Origin of the sequence: Leptospira ryugenii, assembly GCF_003114855.1 — a bacterium.
In the GTDB taxonomy this organism is placed as follows: Bacteria; Spirochaetota; Leptospiria; order Leptospirales; family Leptospiraceae; genus Leptospira_A; species Leptospira_A ryugenii.
The window spans coordinates 247109-268029 of sequence record NZ_BFBB01000002.1 but is presented as its reverse complement, the minus strand read 5'-3'; the positions used below and the strand labels follow the sequence as shown (position 1 = coordinate 268029).

The 20921-nt window shown below is 38.3% G+C and carries 17 protein-coding genes; 5 read left to right on the top strand and 12 right to left on the bottom strand.

Going from position 1 to position 20921, the window contains the following annotated elements:
• Nucleotides 1–74 precede the first annotated feature (74 nt).
• Entirely contained in the window at nucleotides 75–374 is a 300-nt protein-coding gene (locus DI060_RS01895; RefSeq protein ID WP_108973133.1) for an ArsR/SmtB family transcription factor, read from the top strand.
• Between the two features lies 1 nt (nucleotide 375).
• Here DI060_RS01895 and rfaD read toward each other — a convergent pair whose 3' ends face one another.
• The gene (rfaD, locus tag DI060_RS01890; RefSeq protein ID WP_108973130.1) at nucleotides 376–1344 is read right to left on the bottom strand and encodes an ADP-glyceromanno-heptose 6-epimerase; all 969 of its coding nucleotides are present in this window, start codon (nucleotides 1342–1344) and stop codon (nucleotides 376–378) included.
• A gap of 9 nt (nucleotides 1345–1353) precedes the next feature.
• On the bottom strand, nucleotides 1354–3135 hold the full coding sequence (locus DI060_RS01885; protein WP_108973128.1) for a UbiD family decarboxylase: 1782 nt from the start codon (nucleotides 3133–3135) through the stop codon (nucleotides 1354–1356).
• A gap of 58 nt (nucleotides 3136–3193) precedes the next feature.
• On the opposite strand from DI060_RS01885, the gene DI060_RS01880 reads away from it, so the two are divergent.
• Nucleotides 3194–4750, top strand: coding sequence for a phosphatase domain-containing protein (locus DI060_RS01880; RefSeq protein WP_108973126.1), 1557 nt, complete (start codon nucleotides 3194–3196; stop codon nucleotides 4748–4750).
• Between the two features lie 6 nt (nucleotides 4751–4756).
• Here the strand turns inward: DI060_RS01880 and DI060_RS01875 are convergent, their stop codons facing one another.
• Nucleotides 4757–6220: an LA_3751/LA_3752 family putative glycosyltransferase gene (locus DI060_RS01875; protein ID WP_108973124.1), complete on the bottom strand. Its 1464-nt coding sequence runs from the start codon at nucleotides 6218–6220 to the stop codon at nucleotides 4757–4759.
• Between the two features lie 148 nt (nucleotides 6221–6368).
• Here DI060_RS01875 and DI060_RS01870 point away from each other — a divergent pair, with 148 nt between their 5' ends.
• Nucleotides 6369–7850, top strand: coding sequence for an acyltransferase family protein (locus DI060_RS01870; RefSeq protein WP_108973122.1), 1482 nt, complete (start codon nucleotides 6369–6371; stop codon nucleotides 7848–7850).
• Here DI060_RS01870 and DI060_RS01865 read toward each other — a convergent pair.
• From DI060_RS01865 to DI060_RS01840, 6 genes are all read right to left on the bottom strand, one after another.
• Entirely contained in the window at nucleotides 7837–8970 is a 1134-nt protein-coding gene (locus tag DI060_RS01865; RefSeq protein WP_108973119.1) for a glycosyltransferase, read from the bottom strand. The genes DI060_RS01870 and DI060_RS01865 overlap by 14 nt on opposite strands.
• On the bottom strand, nucleotides 8971–10458 hold the full coding sequence (locus DI060_RS01860; RefSeq protein WP_167836882.1) for a glycosyltransferase family 39 protein: 1488 nt from the start codon (nucleotides 10456–10458) through the stop codon (nucleotides 8971–8973).
• 92 nt (nucleotides 10459–10550) lie between these two features.
• Nucleotides 10551–12032: a glycosyltransferase family 39 protein gene (locus DI060_RS01855; RefSeq protein WP_108973115.1), complete on the bottom strand. Its 1482-nt coding sequence runs from the start codon at nucleotides 12030–12032 to the stop codon at nucleotides 10551–10553.
• A gap of 1 nt (nucleotide 12033) precedes the next feature.
• Nucleotides 12034–13620 carry an LA_3751/LA_3752 family putative glycosyltransferase gene (locus DI060_RS01850; protein ID WP_108973113.1) on the bottom strand — a complete coding sequence of 529 codons (1587 nt, stop codon included), beginning with the start codon at nucleotides 13618–13620 and terminating at the stop codon, nucleotides 12034–12036.
• A gap of 30 nt (nucleotides 13621–13650) precedes the next feature.
• Entirely contained in the window at nucleotides 13651–14433 is a 783-nt protein-coding gene (locus tag DI060_RS01845; protein WP_108973989.1) for a glycosyltransferase family 2 protein, read from the bottom strand.
• A gap of 45 nt (nucleotides 14434–14478) precedes the next feature.
• Nucleotides 14479–15471 (bottom strand): phosphoglycerate dehydrogenase, encoded by a 993-nt coding sequence (locus DI060_RS01840; protein WP_167836908.1) that lies wholly within the window; start codon nucleotides 15469–15471, stop codon nucleotides 14479–14481.
• 92 nt (nucleotides 15472–15563) lie between these two features.
• Here DI060_RS01840 and DI060_RS01835 point away from each other — a divergent pair, with 92 nt between their 5' ends.
• Nucleotides 15564–16343, top strand: coding sequence for a glycosyltransferase (locus DI060_RS01835; protein WP_244594274.1), 780 nt, complete (start codon nucleotides 15564–15566; stop codon nucleotides 16341–16343).
• Nucleotides 16334–17251, top strand: coding sequence for a glycosyltransferase (locus DI060_RS01830; protein WP_167836881.1), 918 nt, complete (start codon nucleotides 16334–16336; stop codon nucleotides 17249–17251). Before DI060_RS01835 ends, DI060_RS01830 begins: the two co-directional genes overlap by 10 nt.
• Here DI060_RS01830 and DI060_RS01825 read toward each other — a convergent pair.
• Genes DI060_RS01825 through DI060_RS01815 form a run of 3 tightly spaced genes read right to left on the bottom strand, consistent with a single transcriptional unit; the run spans nucleotide 17192 to nucleotide 20919 of the window.
• On the bottom strand, nucleotides 17192–18082 hold the full coding sequence (locus DI060_RS01825) for a glycosyltransferase family 2 protein (RefSeq protein WP_108973104.1): 891 nt from the start codon (nucleotides 18080–18082) through the stop codon (nucleotides 17192–17194). The genes DI060_RS01830 and DI060_RS01825 overlap by 60 nt on opposite strands.
• Nucleotides 18083–19639 (bottom strand): glycosyltransferase family 2 protein, encoded by a 1557-nt coding sequence (locus tag DI060_RS01820; RefSeq protein ID WP_108973102.1) that lies wholly within the window; start codon nucleotides 19637–19639, stop codon nucleotides 18083–18085.
• A complete protein-coding gene (locus tag DI060_RS01815) occupies nucleotides 19636–20919 on the bottom strand; it encodes a rhamnosyltransferase WsaF family glycosyltransferase (protein WP_108973100.1) in 1284 nt (427 codons plus the stop codon). Before DI060_RS01815 ends, DI060_RS01820 begins: the two co-directional genes overlap by 4 nt.
• Between the last annotated feature and the right edge of the window lie 2 nt (nucleotides 20920–20921).

Sequence of the window (20921 nt, the reverse complement as noted above, 5' to 3'; positions counted from 1 at the left end):
TTCGAACAGATAAAATATCTGTATGCGAATTCAGGTAGTTTTCGTCATAAGATATTTACGGACTTCTTAGAAAGATGAAAATCAAAACAGAGTTAACGAAACAACAGTTGGAACTTGCGATCAAAGGGATCCAAGGGATAGCGCACCCAGTGCGCCTGCTTATTCTTTATACATTGGCAAAGGAAGAAAAGTCAGTTGGCCAACTCGTAGAACTACTAGGAACTAGCCAGTCGGCTGCTTCCCAACATTTAAGTAAGATGAAGAACAATGGAATCTTAGAATCAAGAAAATCCTCTAACCAGGTTTATTATTCCCTCAAAGACCCAAAATTCAAAGATCTGATCAATACAATCGTAAAAGTGTACAAAAAGTAACTTAGTCGCTAGAACTCTCTAACAAAGTTACATACTCAGAAATGGCAGAGCCAAGGCTTGTGAATCCTTTCGCATAGCCACTCTCTTGCAATTTATGTATGTTGGCGCAGGTATAGTATTGGTACTTACCGCGGAGAGACTCTGGCATTTCGACGTATTCTATATTGACTGGTTTTTTCATGGCTTGGAAGAGAGCCTCTGCCAATTGGTTCCAGGATTCTGCCTGCCCTCGGCCAACATTAAAGATACCTTTCTTTTGGTGGAAGAGTAGATAGAGAGTGATTCGACTGGCATCCTTGGCATATAAAAAATCCCGTTTCTGCTCGCCATCGGCATATTCGCTTTTATAACTTTTAAAGAGTTTAAGTTTCCCAGTCGTCTTTATTTGTTCGTAACCTTTTAATACGAGACTGCGCATGTCTCCTTTGTGTGCTTCCCCAAATCCAAAGACATTAAAATACTTCAAGCCAGTAATGTATTCTTTGAGACCCGTTTTTTCTGCATACAGATCAAATAGATGTTTGGAGTAACCGTACATATTGAGCGGTTTTAATTCTTGGATGGGAGATCGGTCATCGTATCCAAACTCTCCTTCTCCATACGTAGCAGCGCTAGAAGCGTAGACGAAGGGAATCTTTTTGTGAACGGCTAGATGTGCTAGGTCTTTTGTGAAATGATAATTGTTTTCAATGAGGTAAGAGGCATCTTTTTCTGTCGTGGAAGAACAAGCTCCTAAGTGGATGATGTGGGAAAATTGATCAAAATAGGAATGGTCTTTGCTAATCCTCTCTCTAAGCGCTTGTTTCTCAATATAATCTAAATAGAAATTTCTCCGAAGGTTTTTCCATTTTTCGCTTGTACCAAGGTGGTCAGATATGATGATATTGCTAATACCCTCTGAGTTTAGGTCTTCAACCACTTGAGCACCAATCAGACCTGCTCCACCAGTCACTAAAATATTCTTTGACATCTGTATTTCCTAATCTGTAGCAAGGCTATCGATCCAAGTGCCGAATCGTTCCTCTACTTGTTTCTTTGTTTTTGGGTCCACTTCTAAGACATCAGGGATCCAAGGTTTCATGCGACAATCAAACACAAGAGGTGGTTCAAAGGAAACCTGATTTTTGACCAGATTCGTATGTGCATAGACATCGGAACCGGGCTCCATGCGTGTAAACATAGTCCAGATGAAATCGTGGTCCGACTTGCAAGCATCCTCGGAATCATTCACTAGAAAAACAAAGTGAAAGCCAGACAACTCTTCTTGTAATAGAATTTCAGCTACTCTGTCTTCTTTTTGGTAATTTGGTCCTTCTACAACCAAAACACCTTTCATGAATACTTTTGGTTTTCGGAATCGGCTGTCTTTAAAAGAATGATTGAACTGCGTTGCCAGATTGGGAAACTTTGGTCCCTTTCCTTCTTCCTTTATTCCTAAGAACAGCATCTTACTACCTTTATTGACCGTTCCGCTTGTGTAATCAAGAGTGTCCTGGCTAATCTGAGAAAACACAAAGAGATCTGTGCGTGGATCACAATTTTCCACAATGCTGCGGAAGGTTTCTGAAAAATCTTTCAATCGAACTCTTTGGTTTGTGACTAACAAACATTTTGTGAGGGACAATTGACCTTCCCCCAAAATCCGAAGAGCTCCCATGAAGGCTTCTCGGAAGTACCTTTCTTTCACGATTGCTGCAGCTAAGGAATGAACGCCTGACTCTTCATATGCCCAAACATCCACTACTTGTGGCATAACCAGAGGGAAAATTGGAGAGAGTAAATCTTGCAAAAACTCCGCGATATAATGGTCTTCTTGTGGTGGCCTTCCCACCACGGTCGCCGCCCAAACTGCATCTTTTCTTGCGAGAACTTTGGTGACGTCGAGATAAGGGTATTCGTGTTCAAGTGAATAATAGCCATAATGGTCTCCGAAGGGACCCTCTAACTTACGTTTGTAGGGAGGGATAAACCCAAGGATAGCAAAGTCTGCGTCAGCAACGATGGGATAGGGAGATAAAGAAGGATTGTTGTGCATCCTTAATTTTTCTCCCATGAGAAATGAGGCGAAAACAAACTCGGGGATTTCTTCAGGCAAAGGAGCAACAGCTGCGATGGTTAAGGCAGGCGGTCCTCCTACGTAGACATGAGCAGGTAAAGAATGTCCCTCCCTTTCTGCTTCATAGTAATGGAATCCACCACCTCGGTGGATTTGGATGTGCATACCAACAGTCTTTTCATCAAAGATTTGGACGCGGTACATCCCGAGATTGCTTTTTTGATTCTTGGGGGATTGTGTATGAACCAAAGGTAGGGTCACAAAGGGGCCTCCGTCCCTCTCCCAAGAGACCAGCTTGGGAAGAGAAGCAGTACCTGGCATCTGAATATCTGTAATCGGGGCTCGCCTGACAGAGCGTAGACCAACTTGAAAGGGTAACAAGGCTAAGGAGCGCTCTTTCCAGAATTTTCCGAAACTCGGAGGAAAGATATCTTTCGCAAGTTTTGCCAACCTTTGGATCGTAGCAACGGGCTTTTCCCCAAAGGCCAGATGGATTCTCTTTTCCGATCCATATAGATTTGTAGCTACTGGGAATTGGCTGCCCTTAATGTTTCGAAAGAGAAGCGCAGGTCCTTTTTTCCCGACCACCCGCCTTTGGATCTCAGCTAGTTCGAGGTAAGGGTCTACAAGATCGTCGATGACCTTGAGTTCATTTTCTTTGTGGAGGACGTTGAGAAATTGTTGTGTAGATCGAATCGGATTCATAAAAAAGGACTGGTAATCTTTTCCTCTCCTTTTAGACTATCCGCACAAGTTTTTCCTCATGGCTGCTGAAAAAGATCCCAATTCCATACCTAATAGTCAAATCACTGACATCAAACGCATCGCTGTTTGCGGAGGCTCACTCGGAAGAGAGAGGCGCTCTTACATCAGAGGGCAAGTAGTGGACATTGGAATCACTGACCCTATGAAAGCAGATGGTCTTTGGGACCTCGTCACAGGCCTTTTCTCGGGCGAAGAGAAGAACATCACACCGTTTCTAGATTTTTCTCTTGCCCCAGTACGCAAGCCTGTCCTCAGGATAGAAGTCTTTCGGGAATCCGGAGAGAAGGTCTTCACATCGGGCAAAATCAAAGCCGATGAAGATGGTTTTTTTTCCTGCGATATCTTGGATAAGTTGCCTCCAGGCAAACATCGATTCGTGGTCAATTTAGAAGGATTGGATAGCTTTCGGCAATATTCAAAAGACCTCGCCCATCTAAACAACACAGAAAATTCGATCCTAGGACGAGAAACAATCGTAGGGAAAGGAAATCTACGGATTCTAGCAGAGGATTACAAAGGTTACATTGTGACTTCTGACATCGACCAAACCTACCTTGCCACTGATATCCACTCCAGTAAAGGTAAGTTTGCCGCACTCTTTGAAACGCCAGAACAAAAGAGAGCTCTCCCTGGCATGCCTGAACTCTATCGGCAACTCCGCATCGGACTCGAAAATGCCCCCCTAGCATTCATTTCAGCAAGCCCACATTTCTTTCGTCGCACGATGCTTGCCACCATTGCCAATCACAAGATCCAAATTGAATCTTTGCACTTAAAGTACTTAGAAGGAACCATCAAAGGTGTCTTAGACAAAGTAATTGGCACCATTTTCAATCCCATAGAGTTCTTTCAGAATGGATTTTCACCAGCATGGTCACGGACAAAAAAATTCTTTGGTGCTTCCGTACAAAGTTTGTTTGACCAGATGTCCTACAAACTTTCCATCCTTCTCCATGATAGAGTCTACCAACCAAGTTATTCCAAAGAAATTTTGTTAGGTGACAATACCGAGTCAGACTATATGATCTTTACTCTCTACCAATTGATCTGTTCTGGAAAATTGGAAGGGGATCGATTGGAAGATTATCTTTACCAATTGAATTTTTTAGGTAGAGATGCGATCACGAGAGATGCTGCAAAACGGATTCGGAAACTTGGAGAAGAAAATGTTAGAATCCACGGCAAGATGAATCCAGTGAGCTTGAGTATGATCAACATCACGGAGAAAGGCCCAAAACACAAAGAGATGCATGAATTGGTGCAAAAAGCTCTGCCTGAGGAACTACGAGGAGAGAAACCAGCCCAAAGAGAATGGTTTTATGGAACGGAAGGGGCTTTAGGGATGAGCATCATCTTCCTGGCGGATAAACATTTAGAAACCCACCAAGTGTTAGATGTCATGAGTGAAATGATTGGAAAAGAAAATGCTGGTAAAATTTGGGATGAGGCTCATCTCTTGCAGCATCTAAAGACTGTGAGTCTGCCAGAGTTTGCAGAAGTAGAACGAATGAAACTCATCGAGCTTTGGGAAAGTGCTTTTCCAAACAAACAGTAATCAGAGCTATTTGCTTCTATAAAGGCCGTAGGTCATCCATTCTGCATCTTTGCAAATGGGAGTGCCTTTCACGCAAGTGCCTATATTTTCTGTAGTCAAATATAATATCTCAGACGCAGGTATCTTAGACAGATTCAAAAACATCTGAAGTTCTTCTGGTTTTACATAGAACTGCCGTTTTTCGAAGTAAATGGTCTGTAAATTTTTAGGTAATGCTAAATCTCCGAAGACTAGAACGGATTCTTTTCTTGAACGAAACCTTTCTGTTAGTTCTCGAACAACTTTGTCCGATGTTTTGATAAAAAGGATACCTTTGTACAATTCCTTTACCGAAAAAAGAAATGTAATGATTGTTAGCCCATACACTAGAAGCTTTACCTTTTTTTGTAGCTGATCATGGTACACTTTGTACAATATGGCAGTAAAAAATAAGATACTTGGGTAGACGCCAAATAAATACCTAGGAGAAAGATGATCACCATGGTTAGGTGCTTGCAATAGAACTAAAATGAAAGACACAATAAATACTGAGAAAAAATACAGAAGGTCATCTTTTTTTAATCTTCCTTTGACCAAATAGAAACATGCGAGTATGGTAAAAAGAAATAGGCCAGGAGATTGCAGAAAAAAACCTCTTTTCTTCCCGAATAGTAGTTCGTAGATTATAGTTAGTCGATCCCCGTTTTGTGTGATTGGATCTGACATGGTCAGAGTGTAGCGAAACCCTAATGGGTGGCCATGGAGGCTCATATTGGAAGCAAATAAAACAATTGCAACCAAGAGAAACACTGGTAGGAAATACGAAAACAGTGGCTTCCAAGCGACTTTTTGGAACAAAACAGTTGCTAAACCCCAACTTAGAATAACAAAAATAAACTCCAATCGAAAATAGAGAGATATTGCCATCATCAATGCAGAGATCGGCAGACACCAAATTTCCTTTTGGTCATGAAAGCTATACCTCAACAAAAAATAGATGCCTGCGTATAGAAAAAAGAGAGACACCGTATATTCGTGCAAAACAAGCGTATACAAACTCACAGTTGTTCCGATTTGATAGAAAAGGCTTAGGCAAAAGGAGACAAACTTCTGTTTTGTAAGGATTAGAATCGACTCGAAAAGAACATATACCGAGAGGGAAAAGAAAAGGATTTGAACTAAATAGAGACTAAGATTCGAAGAGAAAAGAAAAGATACAAATCCGAAGAGAATCGGAAAGTATGGAGGGAATCCAATATAGAAGTTGTTTCCATGTTTTCCATAAAAGGGTGCTTGGAAGGCAGAAAATTTACCTTCTGGATCAAATGAGACTCCTGGATAGGGAATGGAAACAGATTGAAATCCACTGCGTAGAAACTCTTGGATTTGGATCCACATAAAGCCAGAGTCTGCATAGGTAATGGAAACATCTGATTTTACTAACCAAAAGATAAGTAAGGAAATTGTGATAAAAATCGAAAAAAATTTCATTTGTAGAATACGATTAATCTCTCCTTAAAGAAGTCCTGAGAACCAAATTTTTCCGAACGTACTTTCTTTGGTAACTTTTTTGTAGCCAGAAGATGGTTTTATCCAATATGCTCCAATTCACTGGATAATAGCTAAGAGACCAGGATCCATGAGAGAATATATTTTTGAAATTTTTAAAAAAAATCCAAAAGAACTCAATGAACTCTATGGTGTTCGAGCCCTGGGATGTTACATTGTCATCGCCTTTCATACGTATACATCTAGCATCTTGTTTTTACCTGATCACCTTACGACTTTTCGAGAAAGGATACAGAATCTCGAAGTCGTTATGGATCTATTCTTTGTAATTAGCTCTTACTTGGTTGTTGCTTCTTTTTCCCGCGAGCTAGGCAAAAAACCATTCGCAACTGCCTGGAAAAACTTTTTTATCAAACGGTCTTTACGAATCTTTCCAGCTATGTATATGCTCATCGCCTTCACTGTATCTCTGATGAGCTTTACCGTACTTGCTGGCAAGGCGGGGATCAATTTAGGGATCATGACCGACGGTATGCCAAAAATGGAAAGGCAATTATCGTATTGGTGGGCCGACGCACTCTATATTTCTAATTACTTTCCAGATCGTATCCACATCCATAGCTGGTCTCTTGGTATGGAAGAGCAATTTTATCTCTGTATGCCTTTGTTTTTGTATATTTATATATATTGGTGTAAAGATACGGTTAAAAGAATTTCCTTACTTACATTTGGACTACTGCTTGCCCTCTTACTTCGTTTCTATCTGTTCTTTCATGCGGAAATCACAAATTTTGATGAGTATCTAACCAAGATTTACCACCCCATCCATACTCATTTTGATTCTTTTTTGGTCGGTATACTCTTAGTTGAAATTATGAAACAGAAGGCAGAAGAGGTCCAAAGTCGTTTTTCTCCGAAACTTTTCTACTTTGCCTTTTTTATACTCTTTGGGATCTATATTTCAACCTTTCAGTGGGAATTTAAAGATGCTCCCTTTTACTATGTTGTTTTTAGGATCAGTCTGTTTGCCGTACTCAGTGGTTTCTTTACTTTAGGAGTCATTGCCGGATACTTTCGCGTCTTAAATTCGGTATTTAGAAATGGAGCCTTGGTGGTTGTGGGCAAACTAAGCTACGGAATCTACCTAGTTCATATGTATGTAAGTGCCCTGGTTTCTCTCAAGGTATTAAATTTTTATTCCAAAGAGACCAATGGATATTGGGAACTCTTTGTAACATCAATTTTTGCCTTGTTAGCTAGTTCGATTGTGGCACTTTTAAGCTATCTAATTCTGGAAAAACCTTTTATCAAGATACGCGAGTGGACCCAACCAAAGTATGATTTGGTGGGGCAGCGATTCTATACATCTTTAGTGAATCCAAAAGAGTTGCTTGTTGTTGCCACCTTGCTTACTTTTCTCTCCTTCCTTCCTTACCAAATCGTAAAGGTATTTCTGAAAAGTGAATTCTTGTCCAAATCAATTTGGAGCCAAGGAGCTTTAAACCTTTGTTTACTTGTCCCTATCTTACTCAATCTATACAGTCTGATACGGTTTCGTAAACTTTGGTTTGTCTATTGGTTGCAACAAAACACAGAGCTTAGCCCCAAGTAATAGATCTGTTCAGTTGATAATTTGTAGCTGTTGCGACTAAGATACCGATTAGATTTGCAACATAAGTCAAAGTGTCTGGCATAAATTCCGGATAAAAAGTATGGATTGTTTGGAACAAAAATAACCAGGTTGAATACTGGATTAAAAAACCAAGTAAGCTTACAATATTAAACTTTAAAAATCCAAACAAAAATGATGGAATTCTTTTCTTTGCCTTATCTGAAAATGTCCAAAAATTATTGATCACATAATTGCTGAGAACACTTAATTCAAATCCAAATGCAACCGCAAAGGAAGGTACTAAAATATCTTTGCCTACCCAATTGAATTGAAAACTATTCAGATAATTTGCCGCTAACCATTGTCCTGAAAGGTTGACAAAGATGCCAGATATACCTGTGAGTGCATATTTCAAAAATTGTAAGGATATAAACTTACCGAAACGAAGGTCAATCAAGGCAAAGATATACTGTTGCATGACGGCTCCTGTTAGTTTAGTTTCACCAAACTCTCGTTTTTTGAAACGATAACCGACTTCCGTAACTTTTGATTTTGGGTTCTTTGCGAGAAATTCTAACAAGATTTTAAATCCCAAAGGATTTAAGGCATCTTTACTTTCTTCAAATACTTGGCGGCGAATGATAAAAAATCCACTCATTGGATCCGTTGACGCAATGGGCAAAAGAATCTTTGCCAGAAGGGTTGCGCCATAGCTAAGGATTCTACGGTGCCATTTCATTTCACCGTAACTTCCCTCCCCTACTCGCCTAGAACCGATCACGATCTCTTTGTCTTTTAGTTCGGAAAGCATTTCAGGAATGATGCTCTCATCATGCTGCATATCGGCATCCATTACTCCTAAAAAATCCCCTCTTGCAGAAGCCATACCGGCTATCACCGCACTCGAAAGTCCCTTCTCTTTTACCCTTCGGATGACCTTAACATTTGAATGGGAATGAGAGTACTTCTGAACGAATTCCCAAGTTTTATCAGGGGAGTCATCATCTACAACTATGATTTCATAGTCTATTTTTTGCTTTTTAAAAAACTCTTCTAACTTTGGAAGATAGACTGAAAGATTTTCCCTTTCATTATACGTAGGTAAAATTAAACTAAACATCTAATATTCAATGCTCCATAATGTCATAACGATAAAGGATATTTGCTCTTTGTTCTTTGCTTGCTTGGCCAATTGTTGGAAACATACTCTTTGTGTGTCTGTTCTTTCTTTGTACTTCTTGGAAACATCCCAAAGAGATTCAAAAACAAAGACTTGTTTGATCCCCTTTTTTTGGATATCCTTTTGCAAATCTTGGCAAGCGTCCTGAGATTTACTCAATTCCAAAACTTCCCCTTTTTGGTAAATATCATGCAGATAATAGTTCCAATAGCGATGATCACCAAAAGAGAGGTAAAGAGTCGATTGATGGCTAAGCTCTATTGCTTTTTGTACGACTTCTCTCCAGGGCTCTTTTTGAAATCCTTTATAAAAGTTCTTTGAGAAAGAAAGATAAGATAACAGAAACAATAGGAAGATTAAGATCAGGAATCCTTTTTTAGGAAATACACTTAAGGAGTGAGAGAACCAAAGACTCAAAGCAAAGTAAATCGGAAGGCTTAGAACCAATAAATTCCTAGATGTAACGATTGGCTTTTGCAAAGAAATTAAATAGGTCGCAAACAGAAATAAAATTGTAAGCAGTAAAGTTAGGACAAGCGACTGAAACTCTCGTCTCCAATCGATCGATAGTTTGCCCAGCACAATGAAAACGAAAGGCAAGACGATCAAAACAATAAGGATTCCTAAGATAGGAATCTTTTTAAATGAGAAGAAATAGAAAAGATAAGAAAAGTAGTGTAGATAAATCTCAAGATCGGGTTCTGGAATCCAGTCAATATTATCTACCTTGGGGATAATGTAGACCAGTTTGTAAAACTCCCAAGAGAAAAAAATACCAAGGATAAAATACAGAAAGGTCTGATGTGCAAAGGCTTTCCAATCTGAATTTTTATAAGATACTAGGAAATATTGGCTTAGGTATACGAACCACAAAAGGTGCACAAACAAAAATCCAAAGTAGTGCGTATTTTCAGTAAGTATGGAAAACAGAAGAAAAAGATAGATATTTCCCCTCTCTTGCACGTTACGCATCAATTTAGAAAATGAAAGAAAGCTTAAGCCCGACAAAAGAACCAAGAGTGCATAGGAACGTGTTTCATGAGCATAGAAGATAAAGCCAGAGGAAAAGACACACATGATTAGAAGTAAAACCCTTTGGTATCGGTCTAGGAGGGTTTTTGACTGAAGATAGACGATAGGTAGAAAGGAAATCGAAAGTAGTAGGCTCAAAATTCTGCCCGATTCTGGTGCATTTCCAAAGAGCTGAATCCAGATCCACAAAGTGATTTGGTAAAGCGGGGGGTTTGTTTCCGTTTGCAATTCAGAAACCATATCCCAAAAACCAAGGGAGGAAAGGGTGATGGAATACAATTCATCATACCAATACCCTAACCTGTCGTATTGGTAATAACGAATGAAAGCACCAATAAAAATAAGACCAATGGCAAAAAGGCTTAATCCATCAATTTTTTTTCTGATTACATTCATTTCAAATTTCCATCTTAGCATAAATAGCTTAAACAATGATTACAAAGAAAGGATTGCTATAAACATTTCTACCTTTAGAATCCAATGTTTTTCTAAAATTCATACATCCAAAGTGTCATAACTATAAACTGGTATTGTCCCTGGTTTTTTGATAAGGAGCTGATTTGGTCTAAACACATTCTCTGATTTTTTATTTTTTCTGCATCCATTCCATCCCACATAGTTTCAAATACAAATAACTGTTTTACGTTCTTTTCTTTTTGCACTTTGAGGATTTCCCGGCAAGATTCACTCGTGGGAAGCATTTCCATGACACCAGACTTTTTGTTCACATCCTTCATGTAATAATTCCAGAAGGATTGCGTACCTAAAGAATAATATAACGTGGAATCCTGGCTGAGCTCTATGGCCTTGTTTGTCATTTCTCTCCATGGCTCTTTTTGAAAGTCTTTATAATAGAATTTTGCAAAGGAAAGGTAAGATAGTAAAAAAGAAAGCGTTACCAAACTTAAGACGTATTTTGATCTCCAAACGCTAGTCATTAGAGAAATCCAGATCGAAAAGCAGATATAAAAGGGGAAGCTCAACACCAATAGATTGCGCGAAGTCACCATTGGCTTGTAAAGAGATACAATAAAAGTAAGCAGCAAAAAGAGGGAACAAAATCCGAGAGTGAGAAAAAATTTATCTTTTTGTTTTTTGAATTCAATCCGAAAGTTTTGCTTTATAAAAAATGGAATGGGTAAAATCAGCAATATGACAAATAGTACCAATAAGGGAATACGCTTGTAGGGAAGAAAGTAATAGAGATAAGAGAAGAAATGTATGTAAATATCACTATTCGGTTCTGGAATCCAATTCCCGTACGCAGACTTGGAGATGACAAACAAGATTTTATAGATTTCCCAGCCAAATCCTAAAGAAATGATGATATAACAGAAAATACTTTGCCAGACTAGTCTTTGATTCTCTGACCAGTATTTTTTGATGACAAAAACAAGATAAAAAACCCAGAGAAGATGGACAAAGATAAACCCAAAGTAATGAATATTTTCTGTGAAAAGGGATAACAGAAGAAAAATACTCTGCGACTTAAAGGAGATCCCAAGTTCAATTTGCCTCAAAAACAAAAGAAAAATAAGTGCCGTACAGAAAATGAGAAGGCTATAGGATCTTGTTTCATGTGCATACAGAATGTACCCTGACGAGAATACGGTCATAGCCAATAACAGTAAACGTTGTGTTCCATTCAGAATACTTTTTGTTCCATAATAAACTAGCGGAAGCAAGAGCAGAGCAAAAAGAACGCTAAACAATCGACCACTTTCGGGAGAATTCCCAAAACAAAATATCCAGAACCATAACAACAATTGGTAAATAGGAGGGTGGATATCCATTGTGATATCTGAAAACATAGATGAAAAGTTCTGTGAAGAAAGCGTAATCGAAAAAAGCTCATCAATCCAATAGCCTAAACGATTGAACTGGAAAATCCTTGTGAATACACCAAACAGAATTAAGACAATGCCAAAAATTAGTTCCCCATTGCACATCCAAACAAAGTATTTTTTCATTTTATTGCTTTTGAAATTGATGGATGTTTACGCCATACATGTTCATCGTTTTCCGATGTTGGATCACATTGGCATCAAATTGAATGTTGGTTAAGTAACGTGCATGTAAGGAGAGAGGAATATCAGGTGATATATAAATATTTTTTGGGCTTTCGATAACAGTAAAAGTTTCGCCCTTCTCTACTATTCCCAGGAAATGATTGAAATCTTCCTGATTTGAAGTAAGTAGATGACGTTTATGGAAATAGGACTTTCCCATCCAGATGGAGCTATATAGGGATGTGTGCACTACGTATTGCTTTGAATCCGTAAAATGAGAATGCAGACTTGCTAAATCCCTCGAGGCATTCCGTAAAACTTTTAATCCTTCACGTGTAGAAAGAAAATTAAAATAAAAGAGTGCTAGTAAGGGTAGAAGTATTGAAAGCTTTGCCCAAGTAGATGTATTTTGCAAAAACTTTACAAAGTAAAGACAAAAGCCAATCAGTAACAAAAGTACAGGAGCCTCAAGGTATCTAAGTCCAAAATATCCAACACCTCCATAAAAGGTTATGTATAAGGGAATGATAAATAAAGAAAAAAGACCAGAAAGATAGAAGACTGTGCCCGATCTTGAATTGCCAAAGATAAACCGCATGAGAAAGGTTCCGAAAATCAAAAGATACACAAAAGGGTTAAAAGTAAGAAGGCCAACCATCAGATGGTCTCCCCACAAATACGCTTTGAGTAAACTGGCTCTCGCAAGCAAGCTAGGTGAAGCATTCTGATTGTAATCGATAGAAGAAACATACCGGAAGCCAAGGATATGACCTGAAACAACGTAATGGTATACTAAACAAAGCGAGACTACCATTGAGAAAGAAATACCCAAAACAAATGTTTTCTTAAAATCTCTATATGTGAGAAGGTAAACCAAGCAGAGCATGGCAAAGGGAATCAATATCTCCAAACGAAGAAAGAAGGAGAGTCCAAGAAAGACTCCTGACACCACAAGAGGAGAATACTCATCACCCCAAATCTTCCCAAACTTGATGCTCCTTACAAAATAGAAGAATCCTAAGAGATAGAGAAACAAAAAGCTTGGACTTTCTGTATAATCCATGGCTGTGAGCAAAGGAAAACTAAAAAAATAAAAGAACACGAAGACTATGCGGTAGATGGTCTTTATCTGAATCTCTGTAAGCAAACGATCTAAAACAAACATTGCCAAAACGTAAAAGCAAAGTGGTAAAAAGAGAATCCATTCTAATGATAAAAACGTATGAAAGAAGGCGCCTAACCAGTAAAAGAAGGGAGGGTATTCAAAAACACATCTGGTTTCTGTTTCTCCTTTTTGCAGTAATGCCCAAGGATAGGAAATAGGAAACCAAGCATAGTTGGGATCTATGTCTTTGCTTGGGTAAAGACATTCATTTTGAAGATAGCCTTTTTCTTTGTATTGAACCGTTTGGATAAGCTTTATGGCGCCATCACTCGAAACATAAAGACCATTGCGATCCAAATTGGCTCTGAACTGAAAGAGGAAGATAGCAAAAATCCCATATAGAAGAAAAGGGAAATACTTTTGTATTCTGGATAGATTGGACATAATCGTAATTGTCAGGACTCTTACACTAAATTATAGCCAATTGCCACCTCTGGGGATGTACCTTTCTGGCATCTCCTTCTTAAAAAAATGTTTTTCAGAGGAGATCATGTTGAAGTAAACGATATGTCTAAGGGCCGCAACACCATCTTTCCAAGTAATCTTCTTTCCCTCTAAATAATTTCTCGGATAGTAAGAAATGGGAAACTCTTGCACTCGTATTTTTAAACGAGCAATTTTGGCCGTTACCTCAGGCTCAAATCCAAACCGATTGGATTCTAGATTTACATTTTGTATGATTTCTGCCTTAAACGCCTTATAACAAGTTTCCATATCTGTCAGATAAAGACCACTCATGAAATTGGATAGGATAGTCAATAAACGATTCACCAAATAATGAAAGGTTCGATGGACTTGACGGCCATCTTTTTTGAAACGAGACCCAAAAACTACATCAGCCTTACCCTTGAACAATGGTTCAATGAGCATAGGAACCTCTTCCATGTCGTATTCAAAATCAGCATCCTGAACTATGATAAAGTCGCCCTTGGCCTGTTCGATTCCTTTCCTTAATGCGGCACCCTTTCCTTGGTTCTTTTCTTGCTCAATGATTTGCGTTTTGGATTTAAATTTAAATGATTTCAAGATTTCCTTGGATTTGTCTTTTGAACAATCGTCGATAAAGACTATTTCCTTATCTGTTGGCAATTTTAGTGCATCGATCTTTTCCAAAAACTCTTCCAAATGAGAGGCTTCATTGTAAATGGGAACGATCATAGAGGTAAGGGCTGGTTTTGCTTTCTTTGTTGGATTCATTTTCTTTTTTTCCATATATTCATATATCCTATAAGAACTTATTTATCATTTCTGGTATTGGTATTCATGTTCTGGTACTTCTCGAACTAAGGGCTTACCTTCTAAAAACCGAATTGCCTCTTCTGCTGCTTGCGTCTCCATTGCTAATCTACAATCGAACGAACAAGAGCCCATATGTTGCGTGAGAAGGACATCCTCTAAACCTGTCAATTTACCGAGGTATGGTTCCTCGGTAAACACATCCAATGCAGCACCAGCAATCGTTTTATCATGGATGGCTTTGTAGAGTGCTTCCTCCTCTATCAATTCTCCTCGAGCGGTATTGATGAGATACGTACTATTCTTCATGAGAGAAAGAGTCTCATTGTTGATTAGATGTTTTGTTTTGGAATAGTAAGGGACATGTAAAGATATGATATCGGAGGATTGAAAGATTACATCTTTTTCTACGAATTTGATATCTTGGCCTTGTCTGGAAAATTCTTCCATCGCATCTTTCTCCAGACTTAGGTCATTCACCAAAAGTTTTGTTCGAAAGGGTGCAAGTAAACGAGCAACACTTCTACCTACTCGTCCAAAACCGATAAGTCCAATATTTGTATCCTCTAACCTCTTTCCTTGGTGGCGAAACCAATCACCTTTCCGTATCTCTCTGTCAGCTCGCGCGATCTTTCTTGTTAGGCTTAAGATCAAACCGATTGTAAATTCGGCAACTGCCATGGTCACAGCATCCGGTGTATAGGAAACGCGAATCCCCTTTTCTCGACAACTCCACAGATCAACACTATCAAGACCAATCCCGACACGAGAAATCATCCTTAAGGATGCACTTTCTTGGATCAATTGGCTAAGGTCTTCTGTACCAGCAATCAATACATCGGCATCGATTGCCAATGACGCAATCTCTTTCTTCGATAATTTTCTGTTATAAGGATTGAAAGCAATTTGGATTCCAGTTGTGGACTGCAAAATTCGCAGAGGTGTGTCATCAATCTTTCCATACGGGTAGGTAGACACAAAGATCTTTTTCATAGAGATTGCAACTCGATCAATATGATTTTTTAGAAAGGACCTCAGTCAATGTAATAAAATAGTTCTATCTAAAAAATGATGCAGATACATTGGACATAGTGGCCCAAATCACAGTTAGTATAGTTTGTTATAATACTCCTTTCGAAATCATTTCAAAATGCATTGATTCTGTGGAGATGCAGAAAGTTTCATGGAAAGGGGTTTTCATTGATCATTCACCCGATCAAAAATATGAAAAACTCTTTAGTAACAGAACCAAATGGAAGTACATTTACCGTGGCGATATCAACGATGGTTTTGGAGGTGGGAATAATTTCGCATTTCAATTTGCAAAGGATTCTGAATTCTTCCTTATCTTAAATCCTGACCTCTACATCAAATCAGATACCTTTCAACTCTGCTTGGAATCCGCGGAAGATATTTCCAACTTAGGTCTACTCGGTCCCAAAGTTTTTTTTCCGAATGGAAATCTACAGAGACTCAACAAAATGGATCCATCCGTATTTGCCCTGCTTGGGAGACGATTCCCTTTATTTGCAAAACTAGCTTTTGTCAAAGCAGCCATCGAACGCTATGAAATGGTAGAGTTTCAATACCAACAAAGACAGGAAATCGAATTCCTATCAGGTTGTTTTCTATTCATACCGACAGCCGTGTATGAAAGACTGAATGGATTTGACTCAGATTTTTTTCTCTATTTCGAGGATGCTGACCTTTGCAGACGGTGCCGAGGCCTAGGTTATAAAGTATTTTTTGAGCCTAGGATAGAAGTTACCCATGAATACCAAAGAGGATCTCATCGATCGCTGAAATTATTCTTCATCTTTTTAAGGAGTATGCTTCATTACTTTAACAAATGGGGGTACAAATGGTATTAGATGTCGCCACCATCATTGTTTTGTACCACACCGAATTAGAATTTCTAAGTATGCTAAAGGATCTTTGTTTAGAGAAGACTCACATTATCTTAATCAGCAATGGAATTTCCAAAGAACTATTGGAAAAATTGAAGACTATCCAATTAAAGCATAAAAGACAGCTTCACATTCATCTAAATTCGGATAACATAGGCTTGGCCTCGGCCCAAAACCAAGGAATCGAAATCGCAAAAACCATTGGGTGTAAATATATTCTATTCCTGGATGATGACTCACATCTCTCGAAGGGAGCTATTGACAGTTTAAAATCTTTTCTCATCGAGGATCCAAAGTGTGGAATCGTTGGTCCAGATATTGTGCACACCTCGGGTGCAAAACAATCCTACTGGGTGAAGTCCAAATTCTTCTGGCAGAGAAGATCTTTTACTTCCGAAGAAACCAGCTTAAGGGAAGTCAATACCATCATTGCATCGGGAAGTATGATCCCCATACACATCATCCAATCTTGTGGTCTTTTTGAAGATAGGTATTTTATCGATTATATTGATATAGAATACTGCCTTCGTGTGCGTAAGGCAGGATACAGAGTTTCTGTAGTAAAGAATGTTCAATTAAGGCATCAGTTAGGTGAAAAATCTATCTCACGTTTCTTCTTTTTTGAGGTATCTCCCACCAACCATTCTAGCTTACGTAAGTTTTTTATGACACGAAATCGAATCTGGACTTGGATAAAGTATGCAAGGATTTTGCCTGATTGGTTCTTTTTGGATCTCATTAATTTTTGTGTCGACACGACGAGAACCCTACTCTTCGAAACTGGAAGAGAGAAAAAAATCAAGGCCTTTTGCTTAGGAATTCTTTATGGGCTTACGAGAACGGAACACAGCATCCCAGAATCCTTGCAATAATTTTGGAATTGAACTCCACTGGTGTGGAGATGCAAATATCCAGAGCAGATACCTAGTCAATTTGCGTACATAATGAATTTTAAAATCTTTCGGGATCCATCCCATTCCCATCATCCAAACAAGATTTCTATAAATATAATATCGCCTAATAGGCGTATGTACGATTACTTTCGTTTTAGAAAAGGGATAGAGCGGTTTTGTATTTTCCCCCAAACGATGGAATAGAGAGGATTTAAAATTTATAAAAGACTGATAGCCAAAATGTAAGGCTCGATACCCCCATTCAATGTCTAAACCATCGATAAAAAAGTCTTCCCGGTAAGGACCAACTTCCTTCCAAACCTCTGCAGGGATGAGGGTGCCAGAAGAAATAGCAAAATCTATGGGAATAGGCGCCTCTCCTATTGTATTCACAAACTGGAGTTTTCCACCTAATCGCAATGGATAGGGCCAAATAGATTCGTTTGTTTCATTGACCACTAAGCTACCCAAACAGGCTATTTTTCCTTTCTGTCTTTGCAAATCCTGCAAACAAGAAAGCATTGTCGCTACAAAATGTTTATCAGGGATGCTATCTTGGTCGAAGAGAAAAAATTGTGTTGCTCCCTTTTCAAGAGCAAACGATACACCTTGGTTTACCGCATGAGCAAGACCCACGTTGCTATCATTTTGGATCTGACGGAAACACAGCTCCTCTACGGATTTCCGATCCACTTGAGAATTACAGACAAGAATCACTTTGAGATTCTGTCTTTTTAACTCTTTTAATTGCTCGTACCATCTAACATCTGGATAGTAAGCTATACTAATTGCAAATGTCGTTTCTAACATCTATTCGAATAAAACAGGCTTTAAGCGCTTCAGTCTTTCCAGATTACGCAAATGAGCGGGAACCGAACTCATATTATATGATAGCCATGGAAATTTATAATCTAAATTCTGATTAAAATAAGGATCTCCCTCCTCGAGATACCTTTTATAGGATTTCATCGACTCAATGAAATCTCCATCTGGAATCTTTGTGTTTTTCCTAGATTTAGATTCAAAATGAAAAAGAGAGATATGCGGAAGGTAAACATTTCGGTATCCTTTTTCAAATAACTTTATCCCTAAATTTACATCATTGCCACAAACAGTGAGACTTTCATTGAAGCCACCTACTTCCCAAAATTTCTTCTTGGAAACCATAGCGCAAGCAGCTGTCACACTTAAGTAATTTCTTATAGAATTCGGAAATCCAAATGCTGTAAATTCATCGCTATCTTTTTGGAATTTGAAGGCATGTTCAGCCATACCGGTTAATCCTAATATGATTCCTGCATGTTGGATCGTACCATCTGGAAAAAGCAGTTTAGGTCCTACCAAACCAATTTTTGCCTTGGAAGCATACTCCAGCATTCCTTCCAAAAAATGACTTGAAATGACTTCTGTATCATTGTTTAGAAAAAGTAAATACTCCCCGTTTACTTGTTTAGCAGCATAGTTATTGATTGCCGAGAAATTAAAAATACTATCATATTCTAATTTTTTTATATTCGGATTGTTCTTAGTATAGAAATGAATCAGGTCAAGAGTTTCCTTCTCTTTACTTTGATTTGAGATCAATATGATTTCGTAATTTGAGTAGGAGCTCTTTTCCAAAATAGAATCCACTGCCACTTTAAGCAATTCTGGTCTATCTCGGAATGGTATAAGGATTGAAACCAACGGTTTTTTAACGAAAGACTTTGGTTTATCTTCTTGGGAAGATAAAACCTTTTGGGAGGAATGGTAGTCTCGATCCACTGAGAAGGCAATCCTTGGAATATGAGCGACTGAGTTTTGATTAAAAGAATACTCGGAAACAAAACTTTTAATATACCCTGCTAAATCCTTTTGTATCTTCTCTTTATTATTTCGGAATTCCGCAAGCGGAATGAGAAACGCTCCTTCTAAATAATCAAAATCTTCGAAATATTCAGGTGATGGACCTGGTTTAAAAAAAGGTTTTTTATGCTTTGTATTGAATGTATCAAAATAAATGAGCTTAATCGAGGGAGGTAAATTACACAACACTTCATCGGTAAATCCTCCTAACAATGGAATCAAATCCTTTGCCTCAAACCATACAAAATGATTCAAATCTTCAGTTTTTTTCTGCTCTAAAAACTCAAGGTAATTCTTGCTCCCGATCTCATAGCATGCAAAACCCGCAAACTTTCTGATGTTTTTGAAAAAAATCTTCCAATGAGACTCATTTCTCTTTTTGTCTATCTCATACAAAAGAAAAATAATCTTTGCGTTCGATAGACCCTTGCCAATGTTGAGTGCTTTACGATAGAAGTAAATTGGTGCAATGAATTCTGTTATTTTGTGCAAACAAAGTTTAATGAATTCTTTAGTATTCAAGGGAAGGTCCTAAAGGTCTTAATAAACTGCACTGCTTCAGAAAAACAGTCCAAATAGTTATCCGGGAAGGGCAAAGAGGAGTTTTTAATTCTTTCTTCAAAAGAAGAGACTCTTTGGATGGCTTTCTGAATTGTTGCTTTCAGGGCATTTGGTTCTGGATCACAGCTCAAAATGTTCTTACTGAGCTTGGATAAATCCTTTCCCAAGAATCGATTCGTAATTGTGACTAAGCCAGACTGTGCCATTTCAAAAGGCGGATAACTCGGATGAGGTGAGCACATAAGTGAGATACCTAAATCACAATCTTTTAAAAAATTTGCATAGTCCATTAGGGACATTTTTCCCTTTGATTGCAAAAATAAATTTCTTCCAAGAGGGATAGGTGAATGGTCTTCTCCACCGGACCAAAACTCCCACTTTTCTTCAGAAAAATAACCCTCACTCACAGCAGCTTTTAAAGACTCAACAAGCAATAGGTACATATTGCGAGGGATGGAGGGCCGATAATAACAGAACAAACGTCTTATTCCTTGTCTTTTGTAGGAAGGAAGATCTTTAGGATAAAAAATCTTTTTACTGATCTCAGGGAGATAAACCGCTGTTTCCTCCCGAGAAAACCGATTGCCATAGATACTAAAAAAATAATCTCTCAATTCCGAAGTCGAAAAAATGGGCAAAACATCGAATGAGTATGTTTGGTACGCTAATGCAAAATCCGTTCCCCAAGGATAAAATCCAGGCTCAAAATCTTGTATAAGATAAAATAACCTTTTGAAGGAAAATTTTGTATCATCAAACAACTGTCTCATTTGGTAAACTGTCCACCAGGCAGATGCTAGGAATAAATCATCTTTATTTACCTTTACTTGTTTTCCATTTGATCTCTGCACATATTCTATTTTTATATTCTGATCTTTTGTTTCAGGAAAGTACTGAATGAACTGTTCCAAAGCCTTTGTTTCAATTCCTTCCCGATACAATTCGTCTGTCACCAAAAAACGAATGGGAATATTTGCATTTACCAAACTAGCACCAAGAGCAAGGACCATCCTTGTGCCTGCAAAAATTGATTCATCTCTAGCCATGTAAGGAATCAAGAGATTCACTCTCGGCGATAGCTCACCAATCTCAAAATCAATTGGGCGGAGATAGAAAAAATGATCTGCTTTTCCATTGGAAGTTCTGACTAGCTTGATTTCAGCCTGTAATCCAAACAATCCTAAGAGGAAATTTAATCCCTTTTGAAATAATAAAAAAACTAATCGTAAACCCTCTCTCATAT